The sequence below is a fragment of the Janthinobacterium amylolyticum genome, assembly GCF_051380655.1.
Lineage (GTDB): Bacteria > Pseudomonadota > Gammaproteobacteria > Burkholderiales > Burkholderiaceae_D > Janthinobacterium.
Window position 1 is genome coordinate 368,638 of record NZ_JBNYXL010000002.1, and the last position, 16,260, is coordinate 384,897.

Below are 16,260 nucleotides of genomic sequence, written 5' to 3' on the forward strand. Positions count from 1 at the left end.
CTCTGCCATGAACATAGCCTGGCAACACTTCACGCCATGGTCCGCGCTTGCCGGCGGCATGCTGATCGGCCTGGCGGCGGCGCTCTTGATCCTGTTTAACGGCCGCATCGCCGGCATCAGCGGCATCGTTGGCGGGCTGCTGCGTCCACGCCAGGGCGACCTGGGCTGGCGCATCGCCTTTCTTGCCGGCCTCATCGGCACCCCCTTGCTGTGGCAGCTGTGGCTGGCTCTGCCTGCGGTGCGTATCGATGCGGGCGCGCCCGCCCTGGTCGCCGCCGGCTTGCTGGTCGGCGTGGGCGTGCGCTACGGCGCCGGCTGCACCAGCGGCCACGGCGTATGCGGCCTGTCGCGCTGGTCGCCCCGCTCGCTGGCTGCCACCTGCGTCTTCATGGCGGCCGGTTTCCTCACCGTGTATCTGCTGCGCCACCTATGAGCAAGCTGATCCTTTCCCTGTTGAGCGGCCTCGTCTTTGGCCTGGGCCTCATCGTTTCCGGCATGAGCAATCCGGCCAAGGTGCTGGGTTTCCTCGACCTGGCCGGCGCATGGGACCCGTCGCTGGCGCTGGTGATGGGCGGCGCCATCGCCGTCGCCATGCCCGCCTTCTGGCTGGCGCGACGGCGCAGCACGGCGCTGCTGGGCGAGCCCATGCAATTGCCCGTGTCGCGGCGTATCGACCGGCGTTTGCTGCTGGGTAGCCTGGCCTTTGGCGCAGGCTGGGGCATCGCCGGTTTCTGTCCCGGCCCGGCCCTCGTTTCCCTGCTGGCGGGGCAGGGCAAGGCGTGGATTTTCGTCGCCGCCATGCTAGCCGGCATGGTCATCTTCGAATGGCTGGAATGGCAAAAGGCGCGCCGCACAGCGATGGCATCCGCCTGAGACGGTACAATCTGGCGCATTGCCAACGAGGATGCCCGACCGACCATGAAGACCGTGATTCAAGTAGCAACGGCGCGCGCAACTGCACGCGCAACTGCAGGAACAACTGCGCCAGTCATTGCACGCGCCGCCGCGCGCGCCGCCTTGCTGTGCGGCGTGCTGGCGCTGACCGCCTGTGGCAGCTGGCTGAAGAAAACGCCGCCACCGCCGCCCGCGCCCGTGGCCGACAGCTTGCCCAATCCGCAAGTGCTGCTGCTGGGCGAAGTGCATGACAATGCGCAAGGCCACCGGCTGCGCATGGCGGAACTGCAGCGCCGCGTGGCCGCCGGCTGGCGCCCCGTGATTGTCATGGAGCAGTTTGACCGCGAGAACCAGGATTTGCTGACGCGCGCGGCGCGCGACTGCGCCGACCCCGACTGCATCATCCGCGTGATGGAACAGCCGCGCTGGGACTGGAGCTTGTACCGGCCCGTGCTGGACCTGGCCATCAGCTACCAGCTGCCCCTGGTGGCCGCCGGCCTGTCGCCCGCCGACGCTTCGCGCATCGTGCGCGATGGCATCAAATGGTCGATGCCGCCGGCCATGGCCGCGACCTACCTGGCCGCGCCCGTGCCGAACGACATCCTGGAAGGGCAAAGGAAGGAAGTGCAGGCGGCGCGCTGCAACATGCTGCCCGACATGATGATCGGCGGCGTCGTCAACGCGCAAGTGGCGCGCGACATCTGGATGGCCAAGCTGATCCGCGACCAGGCGCCGCGTGCCGTGGTGCTGTTGGCCGGCAACGACCACGTGCGCAAGGATCTCGGCGTGCCGCGCTGGCTGAAGCTGGCCGACCCGCAGCTGAGCGTGCGCAGCATCGGCTACATCGAACAGGGCGGCAAAGCCTATCCGGGCGAATTCGACCTGACGCAAAGCATGCCGGCGCAGGCGCGTGCCGACGCCTGCGCCAAGTTCAAGAAATAATCACTGCTGCACCCGCACCAGGGCGCTGACCCGGCTTGCCGTCTCCAACAGTTTCGGCAAGCTGTGCTCGAGCAGCTGCGCCACCGACGGCCCCGCCGTCTGGCCGCTGACATTGATGGCCGCCACCACCTTGCCGGCCCGGTCGAACACGGGCGCGGCCAGGGCCACCAGGCCCTGTTCCAGCTCTTCCTGTACCAGGCTCCAGCCCTGGCGGCGCACTTGCGCAATTTCTTCCATCAGTGCATCGATATCGACTTTGGTGGCCGGCGTCAGCTTGAGCAGCGCCATCTGCGACAGGCGCGCGCGCAGCGCATCCGGCTCCAGGCCTGACAGCAGCACCCGGCCCATCGAGGTGCAATATGCGGGCAGGCGGCTGCCAATGCCCAGGTTGATCGACATGGTGCGGTGCGCGGACAGGCGCACCACATACACGATGTCGTCGCCGTCGAGCACGGTGGCCGAGCACGACTGGCGCAAGGTCGCCATCAATTCTTCCAGCAGCGGCTGCGCCTGCGTCCACACGGGCAGCGACGACAGATAGGCGTAGCCCAGGTCCAGCACCTTGGGCGTCAGGCGGAACAGCCGCCCATCCGCTTCCACATAACCGAGATGCAGCAAGGTGTGCAGGATGCGCCGCGCGCCCGCGCGCGTGAGCTGCGCCCGCTCCGCCACTTCGCTCAGGGTTTGCCGCGGCGCTTCGGCGCCAAAGCTGCGCAGCACGGCCAGGCCGCGCGCGAACGATTGCACATAGCTGTCGCCGGGACGCGGCGCGCCATCGTGCGCGGCAGTGGCGGCATCGGCATCGGTGGCGTCGGCGTCGGCGTCGGCGGAAAGTGGGGCGGTGCGGCGTTCGGTCATGGGGTGTCCAATGGATCAAGGTGGCAATTATAGCCATGCGGGCGGGCAAAACGGCAAATTGACAAGCGGGGCAATCAGGCCTATTCTCCTGAATATGTTCTAAATACGAATATATGTTCGTATGTAGAACAAATCAACCGGATTTTTGTGGGAGACACACAGATGATCAATAAACTCCGCTCCAGCGTCAGTGATGCGCTGGCCGATATCCACGATGGCGCCACCATCATGATTGGCGGCTTCGGCGGCGCGGGCCAGCCGGCCGAGCTGATCGACGGCCTGATCGCTCACGGCGCGCGCGACCTCGTCATCGTCAACAACAATGCGGGCAATGGCGACACGGGCCTGGCCGCCCTGCTGCACAACGGGCAAGTACGCAAGATCATCTGCTCGTTCCCGCGCCAGGCCGATTCCCACGTCTTCGACGCCCTCTACCGCGCAGGCAAGCTGGAGCTGGAGCTGGTGCCGCAGGGGAACCTGGCCGAGCGCATCCGCGCCGCCGGCGCCGGCATCGGCGGCTTTTTCACGCCCACCGGCTACGGCACGGAATTGGCCAAGGGCAAGGAAACGCGCGAGATCGACGGCCGCATGTATGTGTTCGAGTCGCCCATCCATGCCGACTTCGCCCTCATCAAGGCGGAACAGGGTGACCGCTGGGGTAACCTGACGTACCGCAAGACGGCGCGCAATTTCGGCCCGATCATGGCCATGGCCGCGAAAGTCAGCATTGCATCCGTGCATGAAGTTGCCGAACTGGGCAGCATCGATCCGGAACACGTCATCACGCCGGGCCTGTTCGTGCAGCGCATCGTGCAAGTGCCGCGCACGGCCACCGGCCCTGCCGGCTTCAAAGCCGCCTGAGGAGTATCAAATGAACAAATGGAATCGAGACCAGATGGCGGCGCGCGTGGCGGCCGACATCCATGAAGGCAGCGTCGTCAACCTGGGCATCGGCTTGCCGACCCTGGTGGCAAACCACTTGCCGGCCGGCGCGGATATCATCCTGCACAGCGAAAACGGGGTGATCGGCATGGGACCGGCCCCGGCGCCGGGCGAGGAAGACTACGACCTGATCAACGCGGGCAAGCAGCCCGTCACCCTGCTGGCCGGCGGCAGCTATTTTCACCATGCCGACAGCTTCGCCATGATGCGCGGCGGCCACCTGGACATCTGCGTGCTGGGCGCCTTTCAAGTATCAAGCACGGGCGACCTGGCCAACTGGCACACGGGCGCACCCGACGCCATTCCCGCCGTGGGCGGTGCCATGGACCTGGCCATCGGCGCGAAAAAAACCTGGGTCATGATGGAATGGCTGACCAAGGGCGGTGAGAGCAAGCTGGTGCAGGAATGCACCTACCCGCTGACGGGTATCGGCTGCGTCAGTCGCATCTACAGCGACCTGGCCGTGCTCGACCTGGGCCCTGCCGGCGCCACCGTCGTCGAACTGGTCGACGGCTTGAGTTTCGAACAGCTGCAAGCGTTGACGCCCGTGCCGCTGACGGACGGGCGCCAGCACAGCGCAGATTGACGCAAGCTGGCGCAGGTCTGCGCAGATCGGCGTAGGTCTGCGTAGGGCGGCGTAGGTCGGCTTAGCGCAAAGCGCGTAAGCCGACACCACCACCAGCACCAGCGTCACCCCACCGCCACCGCCACCGCCACCACCAGCGCCACCCCAACGCCATCGCCACCACCCAACACCACCCCTATCGGCTTGCCCGCCAGGCCGACCAACATAAATATTTCCTGGAGGAAATCAACATGACCGCAGCCTTTATCTGTGACGCCCAGCGCACCCCGTTTGGCCGGTACGGCGGCGCACTTTCCGGCGTGCGCGCCGACGACCTGGGCGCCGTGCCCATCCGCGCCTTGATGGCACGCAATCCTGACGTCGAATGGAATGCCGTCACCGACGTGCTGTACGGCTGCGCCAACCAGGCGGGCGAGGACAACCGCAACGTGGCGCGCATGGCCGCCTTGCTGGCCGGCCTGCCCGACAGCGTGCCGGGCGCCACCCTGAACCGCCTGTGCGGCTCGGGCCTGGACGCCATCGGCAGCGCCGCGCGCTTCATCAAGAGCGGCGAGGCGGGCTTGCTGATCGCCGGCGGCGTGGAAAGCATGAGCCGTGCGCCGTTTGTCATGGGCAAGGCGGACAGCGCCTTTGCGCGCGGCATGAAAATGGAAGACACGACCATCGGCTGGCGTTTCATCAATCCCCTGATGAAGGCGCAATACGGCGTTGATTCGATGCCGGAAACGGCGGAAAACGTGGCATCGGACTTCGGCATCAGCCGTGCCGACCAGGATGCGTTTGCCCTGGCCAGCCAGGTGAAGGCCCTGGCGGCGCAGCAGGCGGGCGTGTTCGACAGCGAAATCTGTCCCGTCAGCATCGCGCAAAAGAAAGGCGACCCCATCATCGTCAGCCGCGACGAGCATCCGCGTGCCACCACCCTGGACACCCTGGCAAAACTCAAACCGGTGGTGCGCGCGGACGGCACGATTACCGCCGGCAACGCTTCCGGCGTCAACGATGGCGCGGCGGCCCTGCTGCTGGCCGACGAGGCGAACGCGGCGCGCTTCGGCCTGACGCCGCGCGCCCGCGTCGTGGCCATGGCCACCGCAGGCGTCGCACCGCGCATCATGGGCATCGGCCCGGCGCCCGCCACGCTGAAAGTGCTGGCCATGACGGGTTTGAGCCTGGCCGACTTCGACGTCATCGAATTGAACGAAGCGTTTGCCGCGCAAGGCCTGGCCGTGCTGCGCCAGCTGGGCTTGCCCGACGACGATGCGCGCGTCAACCCGAACGGCGGCGCCATCGCCCTGGGCCACCCGCTGGGCGCGTCCGGCGCGCGCCTGGCCATGACGGCCGTCAACCAGTTGCACCGCACGGGCGGGCGCTATGCGCTCTGTACCATGTGCATCGGCGTGGGCCAGGGTATTGCGCTGGTGCTGGAACGGATCTGATCCTGCCCCCCCCCCCGGGCAGGCGCCATGCACTGTACTGACACAAGATGCGGCATCGGCGTGGGCCAGGGCATTGCGCTGGTGCTGGAACGGGGCTGACCGGCAGTGCCTGAGGGCGAAAAAGTTGCCGGTTATACGTATTAACCCGTATGTCGGACGGCTTTTTGACCCGGATCAAGGGCGTATGATGCAAAACCAGCCAGGGCAACCGGGCTGGCGTTGGCTTTTTCACACGAACAAGAAGACTGATATGACATCCCACGATACTCCGCATGACGTTGCGCAGCTGACTTCCCAGCAGCGCATCAAGGCCATCATTGGCGCTTCCTCCGGTAACCTGGTCGAATGGTTCGACTTCTACATTTACTCGTTCTGCGCGCTGTATTTCTCGCACGCCTTCTTCCCTTCCGGCAATCCCACCACGCAGCTGCTGCAGACGGCCGGCATCTTTGCCGCCGGCTTCCTCATGCGTCCCGTGGGCGGCTGGCTGTTTGGCCGCATCGCCGATAAATACGGCCGCCGCCAGTCGATGATGATTTCCGTGCTGATGATGTGCGGCGGTTCGCTGATGATCGCCGTCATGCCGACCTACGACACCATCGGCGCCTTCGCGCCGTTCCTGCTGCTGGTGGCGCGCCTGTTCCAGGGCCTGTCCGTGGGCGGCGAATACGGCACCAGCGCCACCTACATGAGCGAAGTGTCGGAATCGGGCAAGCGCGGTTTCTTTGCCTCGTTCCAGTATGTGACCCTGATCGGCGGCCAGCTGCTGGCGCTGCTGGTACTGGTGATCCTGCAGCAATTGCTGACCCTGGAAGAGCTGCGTGCCTGGGGCTGGCGCATTCCCTTCGTCTGCGGCGCCCTGGCGGCCCTCGTGTCGCTGAACCTGCGTAAATCGCTGACGGAAACAACCACCGCCAGCGAGCGCAAGGACAAGGACGCGGGCAGCCTGCGCGGCTTGCTCAAGCACAAGCGCGCGTTCATCACGGTGCTGGGCTTCACGGCCGGCGGCTCGCTGGTGTTCTACACGTTTACCACCTACATGCAGAAATACCTGGTCAACACGGCCGGCATGGATACCAAGACGGCCAGCGCCGTCATGACCTGCGCCCTGCTCGTCTACATGGTGCTGCAGCCCGTGTTCGGCGCCTTGTCCGACCGCATCGGCCGCCGCACCTCGATGCTGTTCTTCGGTGGCCTGGCCACCCTGTGCGTGCTGCCGATCATGCATGCGCTGAAAGACGTCAGCAGCCCGTACGCGGCGTTTGGCCTGATCATCATCGCCCTGGCCGTGATCAGTTTTTATACCTCGATCAGCGGCTTGATCAAGGCGGAAATGTTCCCCGTCGAAGTGCGCGCGCTGGGCGTGGGCCTGTCGTACGCGGTGGCCAACGCCGTCTTCGGCGGTTCGGCCGAATACGTGGCGCTGCAGTTCAAGGCCTGGCACGTGGAAGATTATTTCTACTGGTACGTCACCATCATGTGCCTGATTTCCTTCATCGTTGCCATCCGCATGCCGGACCCGAGCCGCTCGGGCCTGCTGAAATAACGTTGCCGTAAAATGGGGGACACTGCGGTGTCCCTTTTTCATCACCGCCTTTTTATCGTGCCGATCAGGAGTCCTCATGCCGTATGTTATTCCCGCACCGTTGCAAGCCAGCGTACCCGTCAGCGGTAGCGCCGACAGCTTCCCCGTCCACCGCATCTATTGCGTCGGCCGTAACTATGTCGAGCATGCCAAGGAAATGGGCCACACGGGCCGCGAGGCGCCTTTCTTTTTCATGAAACCAAACGATGCCGTGCTGCCGGTGGCTAGTGGCACGACGGGCGAGCTGCCGTATCCCGCGCAAACGCAGGATTTCCAGCACGAGATGGAACTCGTGGTGGCCATTGGCAAGGGCGGCAGCGATATCGGCGTCGATGACGCCTTGCACCACGTGTGGGGCTACGCCGTGGGCCTGGACATGACGCGCCGCGACCTGCAGGGCGACGCGAAAAAGCTGGGCCGTCCGTGGGATACGGGCAAGGCGTTTGAACACTCGGCCCCCATCGGCCCCATCACGCCGGCCGCGCAGGCGGGCGATGTCACACATGCGGCCATCACCCTGCACGTGAACGGCGAGCTGCGCCAAAGCAGCACGATCGACATGCTGATCTGGAACGTGGCCGAAACCATCGCCGACCTGTCCAGATATTTCACTTTGCAGCCAGGCGACCTGATCTACACGGGCACGCCGGCCGGCGTGGCGGCCGTGCAGCGTGGCGACGAACTGGTGGGCGCCATCGCTGGCCTGGAAACCCTGCGCGTCAAGGTCGTGTAAAAGCGGCCTGCCGCACGGCACGGCAAGCCCGCCTGGCGCAGAATCGCCTTGCGGGCTTTTTTATATTGAGGAGACAGACAATGATGACCGATACCTATTCCGTGGCGCAACCCACGCGCGCCGAGATCGATGCCTTGACGGGCCCGGCCCTGCTGGAATTTGGCACCGGCTGGTGCGGCCATTGCCGCGCCACCCAGGCGCCGCTGGCCGCCGCCTTCGCGCAGCATCCCGGCGTGCCGCACCTGCGCGTCGAAGACGGCCCCGGCCGCGCCCTGGGGCGTTCGTTCAAGGTGAAACTGTGGCCGACCCTGGTTTTCCTGAAAGACGGCCAGGAAGTGGCGCGCCTCGTGCGCCCGCTCGACAGCGCGGAGATCGGCAAGGCGTTCAGCCTGCTTCACCCAGCGGCAGATGCCGGGGTCGGACCCTGAGGGTCCGACCCCAGTCCTTGCTGTTGGGGTTTGTACTTCAAGGACATTTGCGCTGATTGCCGCATAACCCGGGGTCAGACCTGCCGGGTCTGACCCCGGCAGTTGTCCACAATTTCTTGCCGCACCGCAGCACTGCGCGTATCATAAGCCGCTTACAGCAAGATCAACAGCATCCTTCGTGATGCAGCGCGATCATCGCCGGCCCGCTCCACCCGGAGGGGCCGCAGGCAAGGATTCACCACAAATGACCGATGCCGCGATGCCGACGCGCGGGTCTGGTACGGAATGCCTGGCGATACGCCGGGCCTGATACACGTCGCCCATCCCCTGACGCCTTTCCTGCCGTGCCCCGGGTAACCGGATGGCGCACGACCGTTGTTTCTCTAATTCAGCACGGATCACGGCGCGTTGGCGCGCGTTGCCAGTAGTTCGCTACGGCAATAAAGACCGTTGTTTTTTGTTTGCAAATTTAATAGCAAATGCGCGGCAAATGCCCGCGCGCAAGGCTATGATATGCGAACGACACGGAGACAACGTGCTGTGCTGCTGCCTGAAAAAACATCCAGAGAATGGCCTTTAGACACCCTCCCCAAGGAGCGCAGTAAATGAGTAAGCCCCGGAGCACCCCCCCCAAGAAAAATTCCCCCGGCACGGTGCTGTTCGCCAGCCTGATCGGCACCACCATCGAGTTCTTTGACTTCTATATCTACGCCACCGCCGCCGTGCTGGTGTTCCCGAAACTGTTCTTCCCCGCCGGCGACCCGTCGGCCGCCGTGCTGCAGTCGCTGGCCACGTTCGCCATCGCCTTCTTCGCCCGCCCCATCGGCTCGGCCGTGTTCGGCCACTTCGGCGACCGCATCGGCCGCAAGGCCACCCTGGTGGCAGCCTTGCTGACCATGGGTATTTCCACCGTCATCATCGGCCTGCTGCCCACGTATGCCGCCATCGGCACCCTGGCGCCGCTGCTGCTGGCGCTGTGCCGTTTCGGCCAGGGCCTGGGCCTGGGCGGCGAGTGGGGCGGCGCGGTGCTGCTGGCCACCGAGAACGCGCCACCGGGCAAGCGCGCCTGGTATGGCATGTTCCCGCAGCTGGGTGCGCCGATCGGCTTCTTCCTGTCGGGCGGCATCTTCCTGCTGCTGAGCGAAACCATGACCGACGAGCAGTTCTTCAGCTATGGCTGGCGCATCCCGTTCCTGGCCAGCGCGCTGCTGGTCATCGTCGGCCTGTATGTGCGCCTGAAGATCACGGAAACGCCGGACTTCCAGAAAGTCATCGACAAGAACGAAGTCGTCAAACTGCCGGTGGCCACCGTGTTCCGCCAGCATGGCCGCATGCTGTTCCTGGGCACCATCATCGCCCTGGCCACCTTCGTGCTGTTCTACCTGATGACGGTGTTCGCACTGAGCTGGGGCACGACCAAGCTGGGCTTCACGCGCAAGGAATTCCTCATCGTGCAGCTGTTTGCCGTGCTGTTCTTTGCCCTGACGATCCCGTTTTCGGCCGTGCTGGCCGACCGCCGTGGCCGCCGCGCCACCATGATCTGGGTTTCCGTCGCCATCGCCATCTTCGGCCTGGTGCTTGCGCCCATGTTCGGCTCGGGCGTGACGTGGGAAGTGACGCTCTTCATGGCCGTCGGCCTGGGCCTGATGGGCATGACCTACGGACCGCTGGGCACCATGCTGTCCGAGCTGTTCCCACCCGAAGTGCGCTACACGGGCGCCTCGCTGACGTTCAACCTGGCGGGCATCCTGGGCGCCTCGCTGGCACCGTACATCGCCACCTGGCTGGCGACGAATTACGGCTTGCAATACGTGGGCTATTATTTGTCGCTGGCCGCCGTGCTGACCCTGGGTGCCTTGCTGATGGTGGGCAAGCCACGCGCGGGCAAGGAAGCCTGGCAGTAATTGCTGTTGCCCGATGAACGAAAGCCGCCAGCCCAGCTGGAGGTTTTTTTTTGCCTACGGCGCCGCCACGTGGCCGTAGCAGGCTTTCAGGCCCGCATAGTCGTAGTACACGCTGCCTGGCGCGATGCGCGCGCCGTCGCACGCGGCCTGGAACGGCGTTTCCCTTTCGTTGTACAGCAGGCGCACGATCAGCCGGCCCTCGCCGTTGCGGTACACATCCCATTGCATGTTGGCCGCCAGCGGCGATACCTGCGCGCCACGCCACGGATTGCTGGCGTAGCTGTAGGGCGTCGCCGCCGGCAAGGCCATCGACGTTCCCGGCAAGCCCAGGGCCGAGGCCAGCGGAATGATCATCTCGGCGTGGGTGAAGCGCAGCTTGGCCGCATGGCGTAGATCACCCTTGGCCAGCGCGTCGACCTCCTGGAAAAAATCGTCGCGCAAGGCCAGCGCGAAGCGCCACGTCACGCCTGCGCTGGCCGTGGTCGCCGGCCCCTTCTGGTAAAAATCCTCGTGGTCGGCGACCGAGGCGTAGTAGCGCGCATCCTCGATGGGCATGTAGCGGCTGAAATCGGCCGGCGCTTCATGCCGCATGCCGGCGCTGATCGCATACAGTTCATACAGTTTCGTGGCGGCCACGTTCATGCTGCGGATGACGGTCTTGCCGCTGCCCGTCAGGGTGCGCGTCAGCTTGCCGTCCGCGCTGGTGAAAGTATGGCTGCCCGTGTCCGCATAGCTGGCGCCCTGTTCGAAGCGGGCCAGGAAGGCGGGCGTAAACAGGCGTTCGAGCACATGGCGCGCATGCGCGGTGGCCGCCGGCAGCCTGGCAGGTGCGTCCATCAGCGCATGCAGGCCCTTGGTGCGGATATGGCGCTGGTATGCCTGGCTGGCGCCGTAAGGGGCGTAATACGGATCTGCCGTGTCGGTGACCAGGTCCGTCTGCGGCGCCAGCTTGTGCGCGTACAGCAGGAAGCGGTTGACGCCGTCGGGCTGCGGTATCGGCGGCACCCCGGCGGCGCGTCCCTGCGGATACGGCGCCGGTGCGGGCGGCATGGCCAGCAGCGGCGCCAGCGCCGGCGCGTGTTCCAGCAGCGATTGCGTGAAGAAGCGGGCACTGTCGCGCGCGCGGTCCACGCCCGAGTGGATGACGACGAGCTGGCGCGGCGCCGTCGCCCCCTCCACTCCCTCCTGTGCCACTTGCGCGAACAGGGCAGGCAGGCGCGCCAGCAGGCGCGCGGCCAGCTGCCGGTGTTCGCTGATGCCCGTCTGCGACAGGTTGCCGTAGCCGGGCGTCTCGATGCCGGCCACGCCATAACCGAGCAAGGCATTTGCCCGCATCAGCGCCAGGATGTCGGGGCCCAGTTCGCGCCCCAAGGGCGTGAGTCCATCCTGCGCAGCTGCTTGTTGCCACATCGCATACAGGGCCGCGTCGTTTTTCATGCTGGTCAATCCGCGTGCGCCGTGGCGCGCCACCAGCTGCGTGAAAATCGGCTGGAAACCGGCTGGCGGCGCGGCATACGTGGCCGGGTCCTGCTGCGGCGCATACGGCGTCTTGGTCTGGTAATAGCCATCGGCGGCAAGCGCGGGGCTGGCGCACAGGGCCAGGGCCAGCGCAAGGCTGGACAGGGGAAGCGGTGGAAGCATGGTTTTTTCGTGGTGATTCGTGGTGAATAATTCTCGGTTGCAAGCCTAGCACTGAACGAAAAAAAAGCGGGCACGGCTGAATGCCGTGCCCGCCCGTGCCGTCAGCGCTGCGTGTCAGCCTACCACTTCGGCGTGTACTTCAAGGTGAACTGCACGTTGCGCGGGTCGCCGTAATAGTTGTTCGACCCGGTGGTGTTGTAGGACGGAATGATGTAGCGCTTGTCGAACAGGTTGTTGACGTTGACGGACAGGGCCACTTGCGGCGTGGCTTGCCAGCCCAGGCGCGCATTCCAGATCGAGAAGCCGGCCACCTTGAAGGTGCGTTCGGTATCGACGGTATGGCTTTGCAGGCTGGCGCCGGCGCCCACGCTGAACTTGTTCCAATCCCCGGGCAGGGTATAGCTGGACCACAGGCGCAGCATGTGCTTCGGCGTCCACGTCGAAAAGACCTGGCCCTTGTTGTCAGGATCGTCGAGGTAGGTCGTCGTCGTGTAGGCGTAGCCGGCCGACAGCTGCAGGCCGCTTGCCACTTCACCCGACACTTCCGCTTCCAGGCCCTGGCTGCGCACCTTGCCCGAGGCGCGCGAGCAGTACCAGCCGTCGCAGGCGAAACCGGCGGCGTAGTCGGTGACGGCGCGGTCCTTGTGCTCATAGCGGAACACGGCCAGCGAGGTATTGACCTTGCCCTCCGCCAGTTCGCCCTTGATGCCGCCCTCGTAGCTGCTGCCCGTGATCGGCTTGAGGGTGCGGCCTGCCACATCGTGGTTGGTCTGCGGCTGGAACACGTCCGCATAGCTGGCGTAGGCCGACCATTGCGGCGTCAATGCATGGATCAGGCCCACCGATGGCGTGAACTTGGCCGAGGTGCGGGTGGCATCGCGGTAGCCGTCCGGCGTGGCATACAGGAAGTCGTACCAGCTGAAACGCCCGCCCAGCAGCACTTTCAGCTCGCTTGTAAGCTGGCCATTCCAGGTGGCGTACAGGCCTTTCTGGCGCATGTCGTAGGTGCTGTAGCTGGTCACGCCCGTCGGGCGCGCGGCGATGGTGTCGAAATCCTGCCACGGCCGATTGTGCTTGATGTTGAAGATGTCGGCGCCCGTTTCCCACGCGCGCGCATAGCGGTCGTTCGACGTGAGGCTGACATAGCTGGCGCCGACGACCACTTCCTGCGCGATGCCCAGGCCGTTGAATTTGCCGCGCACGAAGGCGTCAATGCCGCGCTTGCGGTTGTCGAAATCGGTGGAAAAGTCGCCATAGCGCGCGCCGCTGCCGTCGGGATTGATTTCAAAGGCGACGCGCTGGTGTGTCGAGCTGGTGGTTTCATTCATGCCCAGCGCCGAGGCCTTCAGGCTCCACTGCGTATTGAAGTGGTGTTCCAGGTCCAGATAGACGGTGCTCTGCTCCACCTGGCTGCGGTTCCAGTCGGCACCGGTGAAGGTCGAGCGTGGCAGTGGCAGCGCGCTGCCATCGACGTAGCGGGGCAGGCCGATGAAGGTGGGGCGGCCGTGGGCCTTGACATGGCTGGCGGCCAGGCCCACGGTGGTGGCGGGCGCCAGGTCGTAGTCGAGCGCCGCGTACAGGGTGCGGTTCTTGCTCCATACCTGGTCGATGAAGGAGTGGCTGTCGTCTTCGTCGACGATGGCGCGCCCGCGCAGGGTGCCTTGCGCATTCAGCGGCGCGCTGATGTCGACCTGGGCGCCGTAGTGGTCCCAGGAGCCGGCGCGCCCCGTCAGCGTGATCGCGCGCGTGGCCAGCGGGCGTTTGCGCACCAGGTTGACGGAGCCGCCGGGGCTGCCTGTGCCGACGAGCATGCCGGAGGCGCCGCGCAGCACTTCCAGGCGGTCGTAGATGACCATGTTTTCCTGGCCCCAGTTCCCCAGCGCATAGGTATTGCGGTCGATCGGCACGCCATCGTACTGCCATTGATCGATCTGGAAGCCGCGCGCCGTGATCACCACGCCCGGGCCCACGCCATGCACGCCGACCACGCCGGTGACGTTGTTGACGGCTTCACGCAAGTCCGTGATGCCCTGGTCGTCCAGGCGCTGGCGCGTCAGCACGCTCACCGATTGCGGAATGTCCTTCATCGCTTGCTCCCCCTTGCCGATGGTGAGCTTGCGCGCCGTGTAGGAGCCGCTGCCTTCCGTGGTGGCGCCTTGTTCCAGCTGGCCGACGACGGTGATCGACGGCATGGTGCGCTCGGCAGCCGATGCGGAGGCGGCCGCCGCCGTGGGTGCGGTGGCCGGCGCGGCCACCAGCACATAGCCGGTCGGCGTCTTGCCGATGGCGTAGCCGCTGCCGCGCAGCAGCGCGGCGAAGCCGTCGTCGATGGCATAGCTGCCTTGCAGTCCTGCGCTTTGCAAGCCTTGCACCTTGGCGGCATCGATGACGATGGATACGCCCGCCTGCTGCGCATAGCGGTTCAGGGCGCCGGCCAGCGGACCGGCGGGGATGCTGTAGCTGGTGCTGGCGGGCGCCGTTTGCGCCACTGCATGGGCGTGCATGCCGGCGCTGGCCAGCAGCAGGGCGGCCAGGGCCAGCGGGCGCAAACGCGTGCGCAAGGTGTTCGGGGACGAAACGGGAACGGCGGGAGCGTACATGGTGACAGCCTTTTTTGAATGATCTCAGCTGCCTTGACGCACGAGAAGCACAAAGTGGAACCGCGAACGCAAAAAAGATTTATTTTTTTGCTGTGCCAGGGTCTGGCGCGTCGACCATCACCAGGTAGCGCGTCAGCATGCGGATGCGCAGCTGCGGGAAATTGTCGATCAACAGCTGCAGCGCCTTGTCCGTGTCGTCCAGCGGCAGCACGGCCGCCACGCGGATGCCGGCGATCTGCGCGCGGTCGTAATGCAGCTGGCCGGGGCGGTGGCGCGCCAGTTCGTCGAGCACTTCGGCCAGCGGCAAGTCGTCGACCACCAGCTGGTGCGCGCGCCACGCTTCCTGTACGCTGGCCGCATCGATGGCGGTCAGTGTGCCCACGCCGTCGTGCGTGATGCGCGCGCGCTGGCCTGCCTGCACGATGCTGGCCGGGTGCCGCGGCACCTGCGCGGAGACCTTTGATTCCAGCATGTTCAGTATCGTGGCGTCGCCATCCCGGCGCACCGTGAAGCGCGTGCCCAGCGCGCGGATCGCCGCCTGGCCGCTGTCGACGATGAAGGGGCGCTGTGCATCCTTGGCCACATCGACGAGGATGTCGCCACGCACCAGTTCCACATGCCGCTCGCCGGCGCTGAAATGCACGTTGACGGCGCTGTGGCTGCCCAGGGTCAGGCGGCTGCCGTCGGCCAGGGTATGCGTGCGCCATGCTCCCGTCGGGCTGCGCAGGTCGGCCAGCAGATACGCGGGGCGCTCGCTGGCGACCATGGCGGTGCCCAGCACCAGCATGGCCACGACGCTGGCGGCGGCCAGCCGGCGCAGGCGCCGGCGCTGCGGCGCGATGGCGGCCAGGGCGGCGCGCGCGGGACGATGGTCGCCGCCGGCAGGTTCGCGCACGGCGTGCAACTGGCCCAGCAGGTTTTCCATGCCGGCCGCCGTCGTCGCATGCAGCGGGTCGGCCGCCTTCCATGCGGCGTAGCCGGCCCGCGCCTGTTCGCGCTCGGCCGGGTCGTCTGCACTCAGCTGCACGATCCAGTGGGCGGCCTGTTCGGCCACGATATCCGGGCGCGCGCGCATCATGCCGCCATGCCCGGGCAAGCGTGGCGGCAGGCCAGCAAGGCCTGCACCAGGTATTTCTGCACCATGCGCGTGGAGACGTTCAGCTGCGCGGCGACGGCTGCCTGCGGCAGCTCTTCCAGGTAATGCAGCAGAAAAGCGTCTCGCGCCTTGACGCAGAGGCCGGCCAGCGCACCGGCGATTTGCTCGAGCGCCTGCACGGCCATCAGCACCTCGTCCGGCGAGGGCGCGCCGGGCAGGCTGTCGGCCAGCAGCGCCAGTTCCGCCAGGTAGGCGCGTTCCAGCACTTGCCGGCGCGCGCGGTCGAGCAGCAAACGCTTGGCCGTCGTCGACAGGTAGGCGCGCGGCTCGCGCATGCCGAACAGGGCGTCGCGCGAGGTGATGATGCGCAAAAACGTGTCTTGCGCCAGGTCGGCCGCGCCATGCGGGCAGCTGAGCTTTTTGCGCAGCCAGCCCACCAGCCAGCCGTGGTGATCGCTGTAGAGCGACTGCACTTGCTGTTGCAGGCTGGGCTGGATGGTGGACATGGGCGATGAATAATATAAATGAGAATTATTCTCATTGTAAGCGGCAGGGGCCGCTTGCGACAATCCCCGATTGCATGTGGCGCGGGCAGGTGTTGCGTAGAGGCCGCAATGG

General features: G+C 65.9%; 15 protein-coding genes. 10 read left to right on the forward strand and 5 right to left on the reverse strand.

Features of this window, described 5'->3' with window-relative positions; translation table 11 throughout:
- Nucleotides 1–7 precede the first annotated feature (7 nt).
- Genes ACQ4WR_RS05235 through ACQ4WR_RS05245 form a run of 3 tightly spaced genes read left to right on the forward strand, consistent with a single transcriptional unit; the run spans nt 8 to nt 1,836 of the window.
- Nucleotides 8–433, forward strand: coding sequence for a YeeE/YedE family protein (locus tag ACQ4WR_RS05235; RefSeq protein ID WP_436485737.1), 426 nt, complete (start codon nt 8–10; stop codon nt 431–433).
- A complete protein-coding gene (locus ACQ4WR_RS05240) occupies nt 430–873 on the forward strand; it encodes a DUF6691 family protein (RefSeq protein WP_436485739.1) in 444 nt (147 codons plus the stop codon). The genes ACQ4WR_RS05235 and ACQ4WR_RS05240 overlap by 4 nt, the downstream gene beginning before the upstream one ends.
- A gap of 45 nt (nt 874–918) precedes the next feature.
- A complete protein-coding gene (locus ACQ4WR_RS05245; RefSeq protein ID WP_102293896.1) occupies nt 919–1,836 on the forward strand; it encodes a ChaN family lipoprotein in 918 nt (305 codons plus the stop codon).
- On the opposite strand, the gene ACQ4WR_RS05250 is transcribed toward ACQ4WR_RS05245, so the two are convergent.
- Nucleotides 1,837–2,694, reverse strand: a complete 858-nt coding sequence (locus tag ACQ4WR_RS05250) for an IclR family transcriptional regulator domain-containing protein (protein ID WP_436485740.1) — start codon at nt 2,692–2,694, stop codon at nt 1,837–1,839. It abuts the gene before it with no gap.
- Between the two features lie 162 nt (nt 2,695–2,856).
- Here ACQ4WR_RS05250 and ACQ4WR_RS05255 point away from each other — a divergent pair, with 162 nt between their 5' ends.
- From ACQ4WR_RS05255 to ACQ4WR_RS05285, 7 genes are all read left to right on the forward strand, one after another.
- A complete protein-coding gene (locus tag ACQ4WR_RS05255) occupies nt 2,857–3,555 on the forward strand; it encodes a 3-oxoacid CoA-transferase subunit A (RefSeq protein WP_436485742.1) in 699 nt (232 codons plus the stop codon).
- 10 nt (nt 3,556–3,565) lie between these two features.
- Nucleotides 3,566–4,222, forward strand: coding sequence for a 3-oxoacid CoA-transferase subunit B (locus tag ACQ4WR_RS05260; RefSeq protein ID WP_436485744.1), 657 nt, complete (start codon nt 3,566–3,568; stop codon nt 4,220–4,222).
- Between the two features lie 230 nt (nt 4,223–4,452).
- Nucleotides 4,453–5,655 carry a 3-oxoadipyl-CoA thiolase gene (pcaF, locus tag ACQ4WR_RS05265; RefSeq protein WP_436485746.1) on the forward strand — a complete coding sequence of 401 codons (1,203 nt, stop codon included), beginning with the start codon at nt 4,453–4,455 and terminating at the stop codon, nt 5,653–5,655.
- A 250-nt stretch (nt 5,656–5,905) separates the two neighbouring features.
- Complete coding sequence (locus ACQ4WR_RS05270; RefSeq protein WP_102293892.1) at nt 5,906–7,201, forward strand: MFS family transporter; 1,296 nt, start codon at nt 5,906–5,908, stop codon at nt 7,199–7,201.
- Between the two features lie 76 nt (nt 7,202–7,277).
- The gene (locus ACQ4WR_RS05275) at nt 7,278–7,973 is read left to right on the forward strand and encodes a fumarylacetoacetate hydrolase family protein (protein ID WP_436485748.1); all 696 of its coding nucleotides are present in this window, start codon (nt 7,278–7,280) and stop codon (nt 7,971–7,973) included.
- An 83-nt stretch (nt 7,974–8,056) separates the two neighbouring features.
- Complete coding sequence (locus ACQ4WR_RS05280; protein ID WP_374755235.1) at nt 8,057–8,401, forward strand: thioredoxin family protein; 345 nt, start codon at nt 8,057–8,059, stop codon at nt 8,399–8,401.
- 605 nt (nt 8,402–9,006) lie between these two features.
- A complete protein-coding gene (locus tag ACQ4WR_RS05285; RefSeq protein ID WP_436485750.1) occupies nt 9,007–10,305 on the forward strand; it encodes an MFS transporter in 1,299 nt (432 codons plus the stop codon).
- Between the two features lie 54 nt (nt 10,306–10,359).
- Here ACQ4WR_RS05285 and ACQ4WR_RS05290 read toward each other — a convergent pair whose 3' ends face one another.
- From ACQ4WR_RS05290 to ACQ4WR_RS05305, 4 genes are all read right to left on the reverse strand, one after another.
- Nucleotides 10,360–11,946 carry a histidine phosphatase family protein gene (locus ACQ4WR_RS05290; RefSeq protein WP_436485752.1) on the reverse strand — a complete coding sequence of 529 codons (1,587 nt, stop codon included), beginning with the start codon at nt 11,944–11,946 and terminating at the stop codon, nt 10,360–10,362.
- 119 nt (nt 11,947–12,065) lie between these two features.
- A complete protein-coding gene (locus tag ACQ4WR_RS05295) occupies nt 12,066–14,546 on the reverse strand; it encodes a TonB-dependent siderophore receptor (protein WP_436485754.1) in 2,481 nt (826 codons plus the stop codon).
- A 79-nt stretch (nt 14,547–14,625) separates the two neighbouring features.
- The gene (locus tag ACQ4WR_RS05300; protein ID WP_436485756.1) at nt 14,626–15,624 is read right to left on the reverse strand and encodes a FecR family protein; all 999 of its coding nucleotides are present in this window, start codon (nt 15,622–15,624) and stop codon (nt 14,626–14,628) included.
- Nucleotides 15,621–16,148: a sigma-70 family RNA polymerase sigma factor gene (locus tag ACQ4WR_RS05305; protein ID WP_102298804.1), complete on the reverse strand. Its 528-nt coding sequence runs from the start codon at nt 16,146–16,148 to the stop codon at nt 15,621–15,623. Before ACQ4WR_RS05305 ends, ACQ4WR_RS05300 begins: the two co-directional genes overlap by 4 nt.
- Nucleotides 16,149–16,260: the final 112 nt, after the last annotated feature.

Coding starts and splice junctions, on each gene's coding strand:
- ACQ4WR_RS05285 (WP_436485750.1), top strand. CDS start 9,007: ATGAGTAAGCCCCGGAGCACCCCCCCCAAGAAAAATTCCCCCGGCACG.
- ACQ4WR_RS05270 (WP_102293892.1), top strand. CDS start 5,906: ATGACATCCCACGATACTCCGCATGACGTTGCGCAGCTGACTTCCCAG.
- ACQ4WR_RS05255 (WP_436485742.1), top strand. CDS start 2,857: ATGATCAATAAACTCCGCTCCAGCGTCAGTGATGCGCTGGCCGATATC.
- ACQ4WR_RS05290 (WP_436485752.1), bottom strand. CDS start 11,946: ATGCTTCCACCGCTTCCCCTGTCCAGCCTTGCGCTGGCCCTGGCCCTG.
- ACQ4WR_RS05250 (WP_436485740.1), bottom strand. CDS start 2,694: ATGACCGAACGCCGCACCGCCCCACTTTCCGCCGACGCCGACGCCGAC.
- ACQ4WR_RS05275 (WP_436485748.1), top strand. CDS start 7,278: ATGCCGTATGTTATTCCCGCACCGTTGCAAGCCAGCGTACCCGTCAGC.
- ACQ4WR_RS05235 (WP_436485737.1), top strand. CDS start 8: ATGAACATAGCCTGGCAACACTTCACGCCATGGTCCGCGCTTGCCGGC.
- ACQ4WR_RS05295 (WP_436485754.1), bottom strand. CDS start 14,546: ATGTACGCTCCCGCCGTTCCCGTTTCGTCCCCGAACACCTTGCGCACG.
- ACQ4WR_RS05260 (WP_436485744.1), top strand. CDS start 3,566: ATGAACAAATGGAATCGAGACCAGATGGCGGCGCGCGTGGCGGCCGAC.
- ACQ4WR_RS05300 (WP_436485756.1), bottom strand. CDS start 15,624: ATGATGCGCGCGCGCCCGGATATCGTGGCCGAACAGGCCGCCCACTGG.
- ACQ4WR_RS05280 (WP_374755235.1), top strand. CDS start 8,057: ATGACCGATACCTATTCCGTGGCGCAACCCACGCGCGCCGAGATCGAT.
- ACQ4WR_RS05240 (WP_436485739.1), top strand. CDS start 430: ATGAGCAAGCTGATCCTTTCCCTGTTGAGCGGCCTCGTCTTTGGCCTG.
- pcaF (WP_436485746.1), top strand. CDS start 4,453: ATGACCGCAGCCTTTATCTGTGACGCCCAGCGCACCCCGTTTGGCCGG.
- ACQ4WR_RS05305 (WP_102298804.1), bottom strand. CDS start 16,148: ATGTCCACCATCCAGCCCAGCCTGCAACAGCAAGTGCAGTCGCTCTAC.
- ACQ4WR_RS05245 (WP_102293896.1), top strand. CDS start 919: ATGAAGACCGTGATTCAAGTAGCAACGGCGCGCGCAACTGCACGCGCA.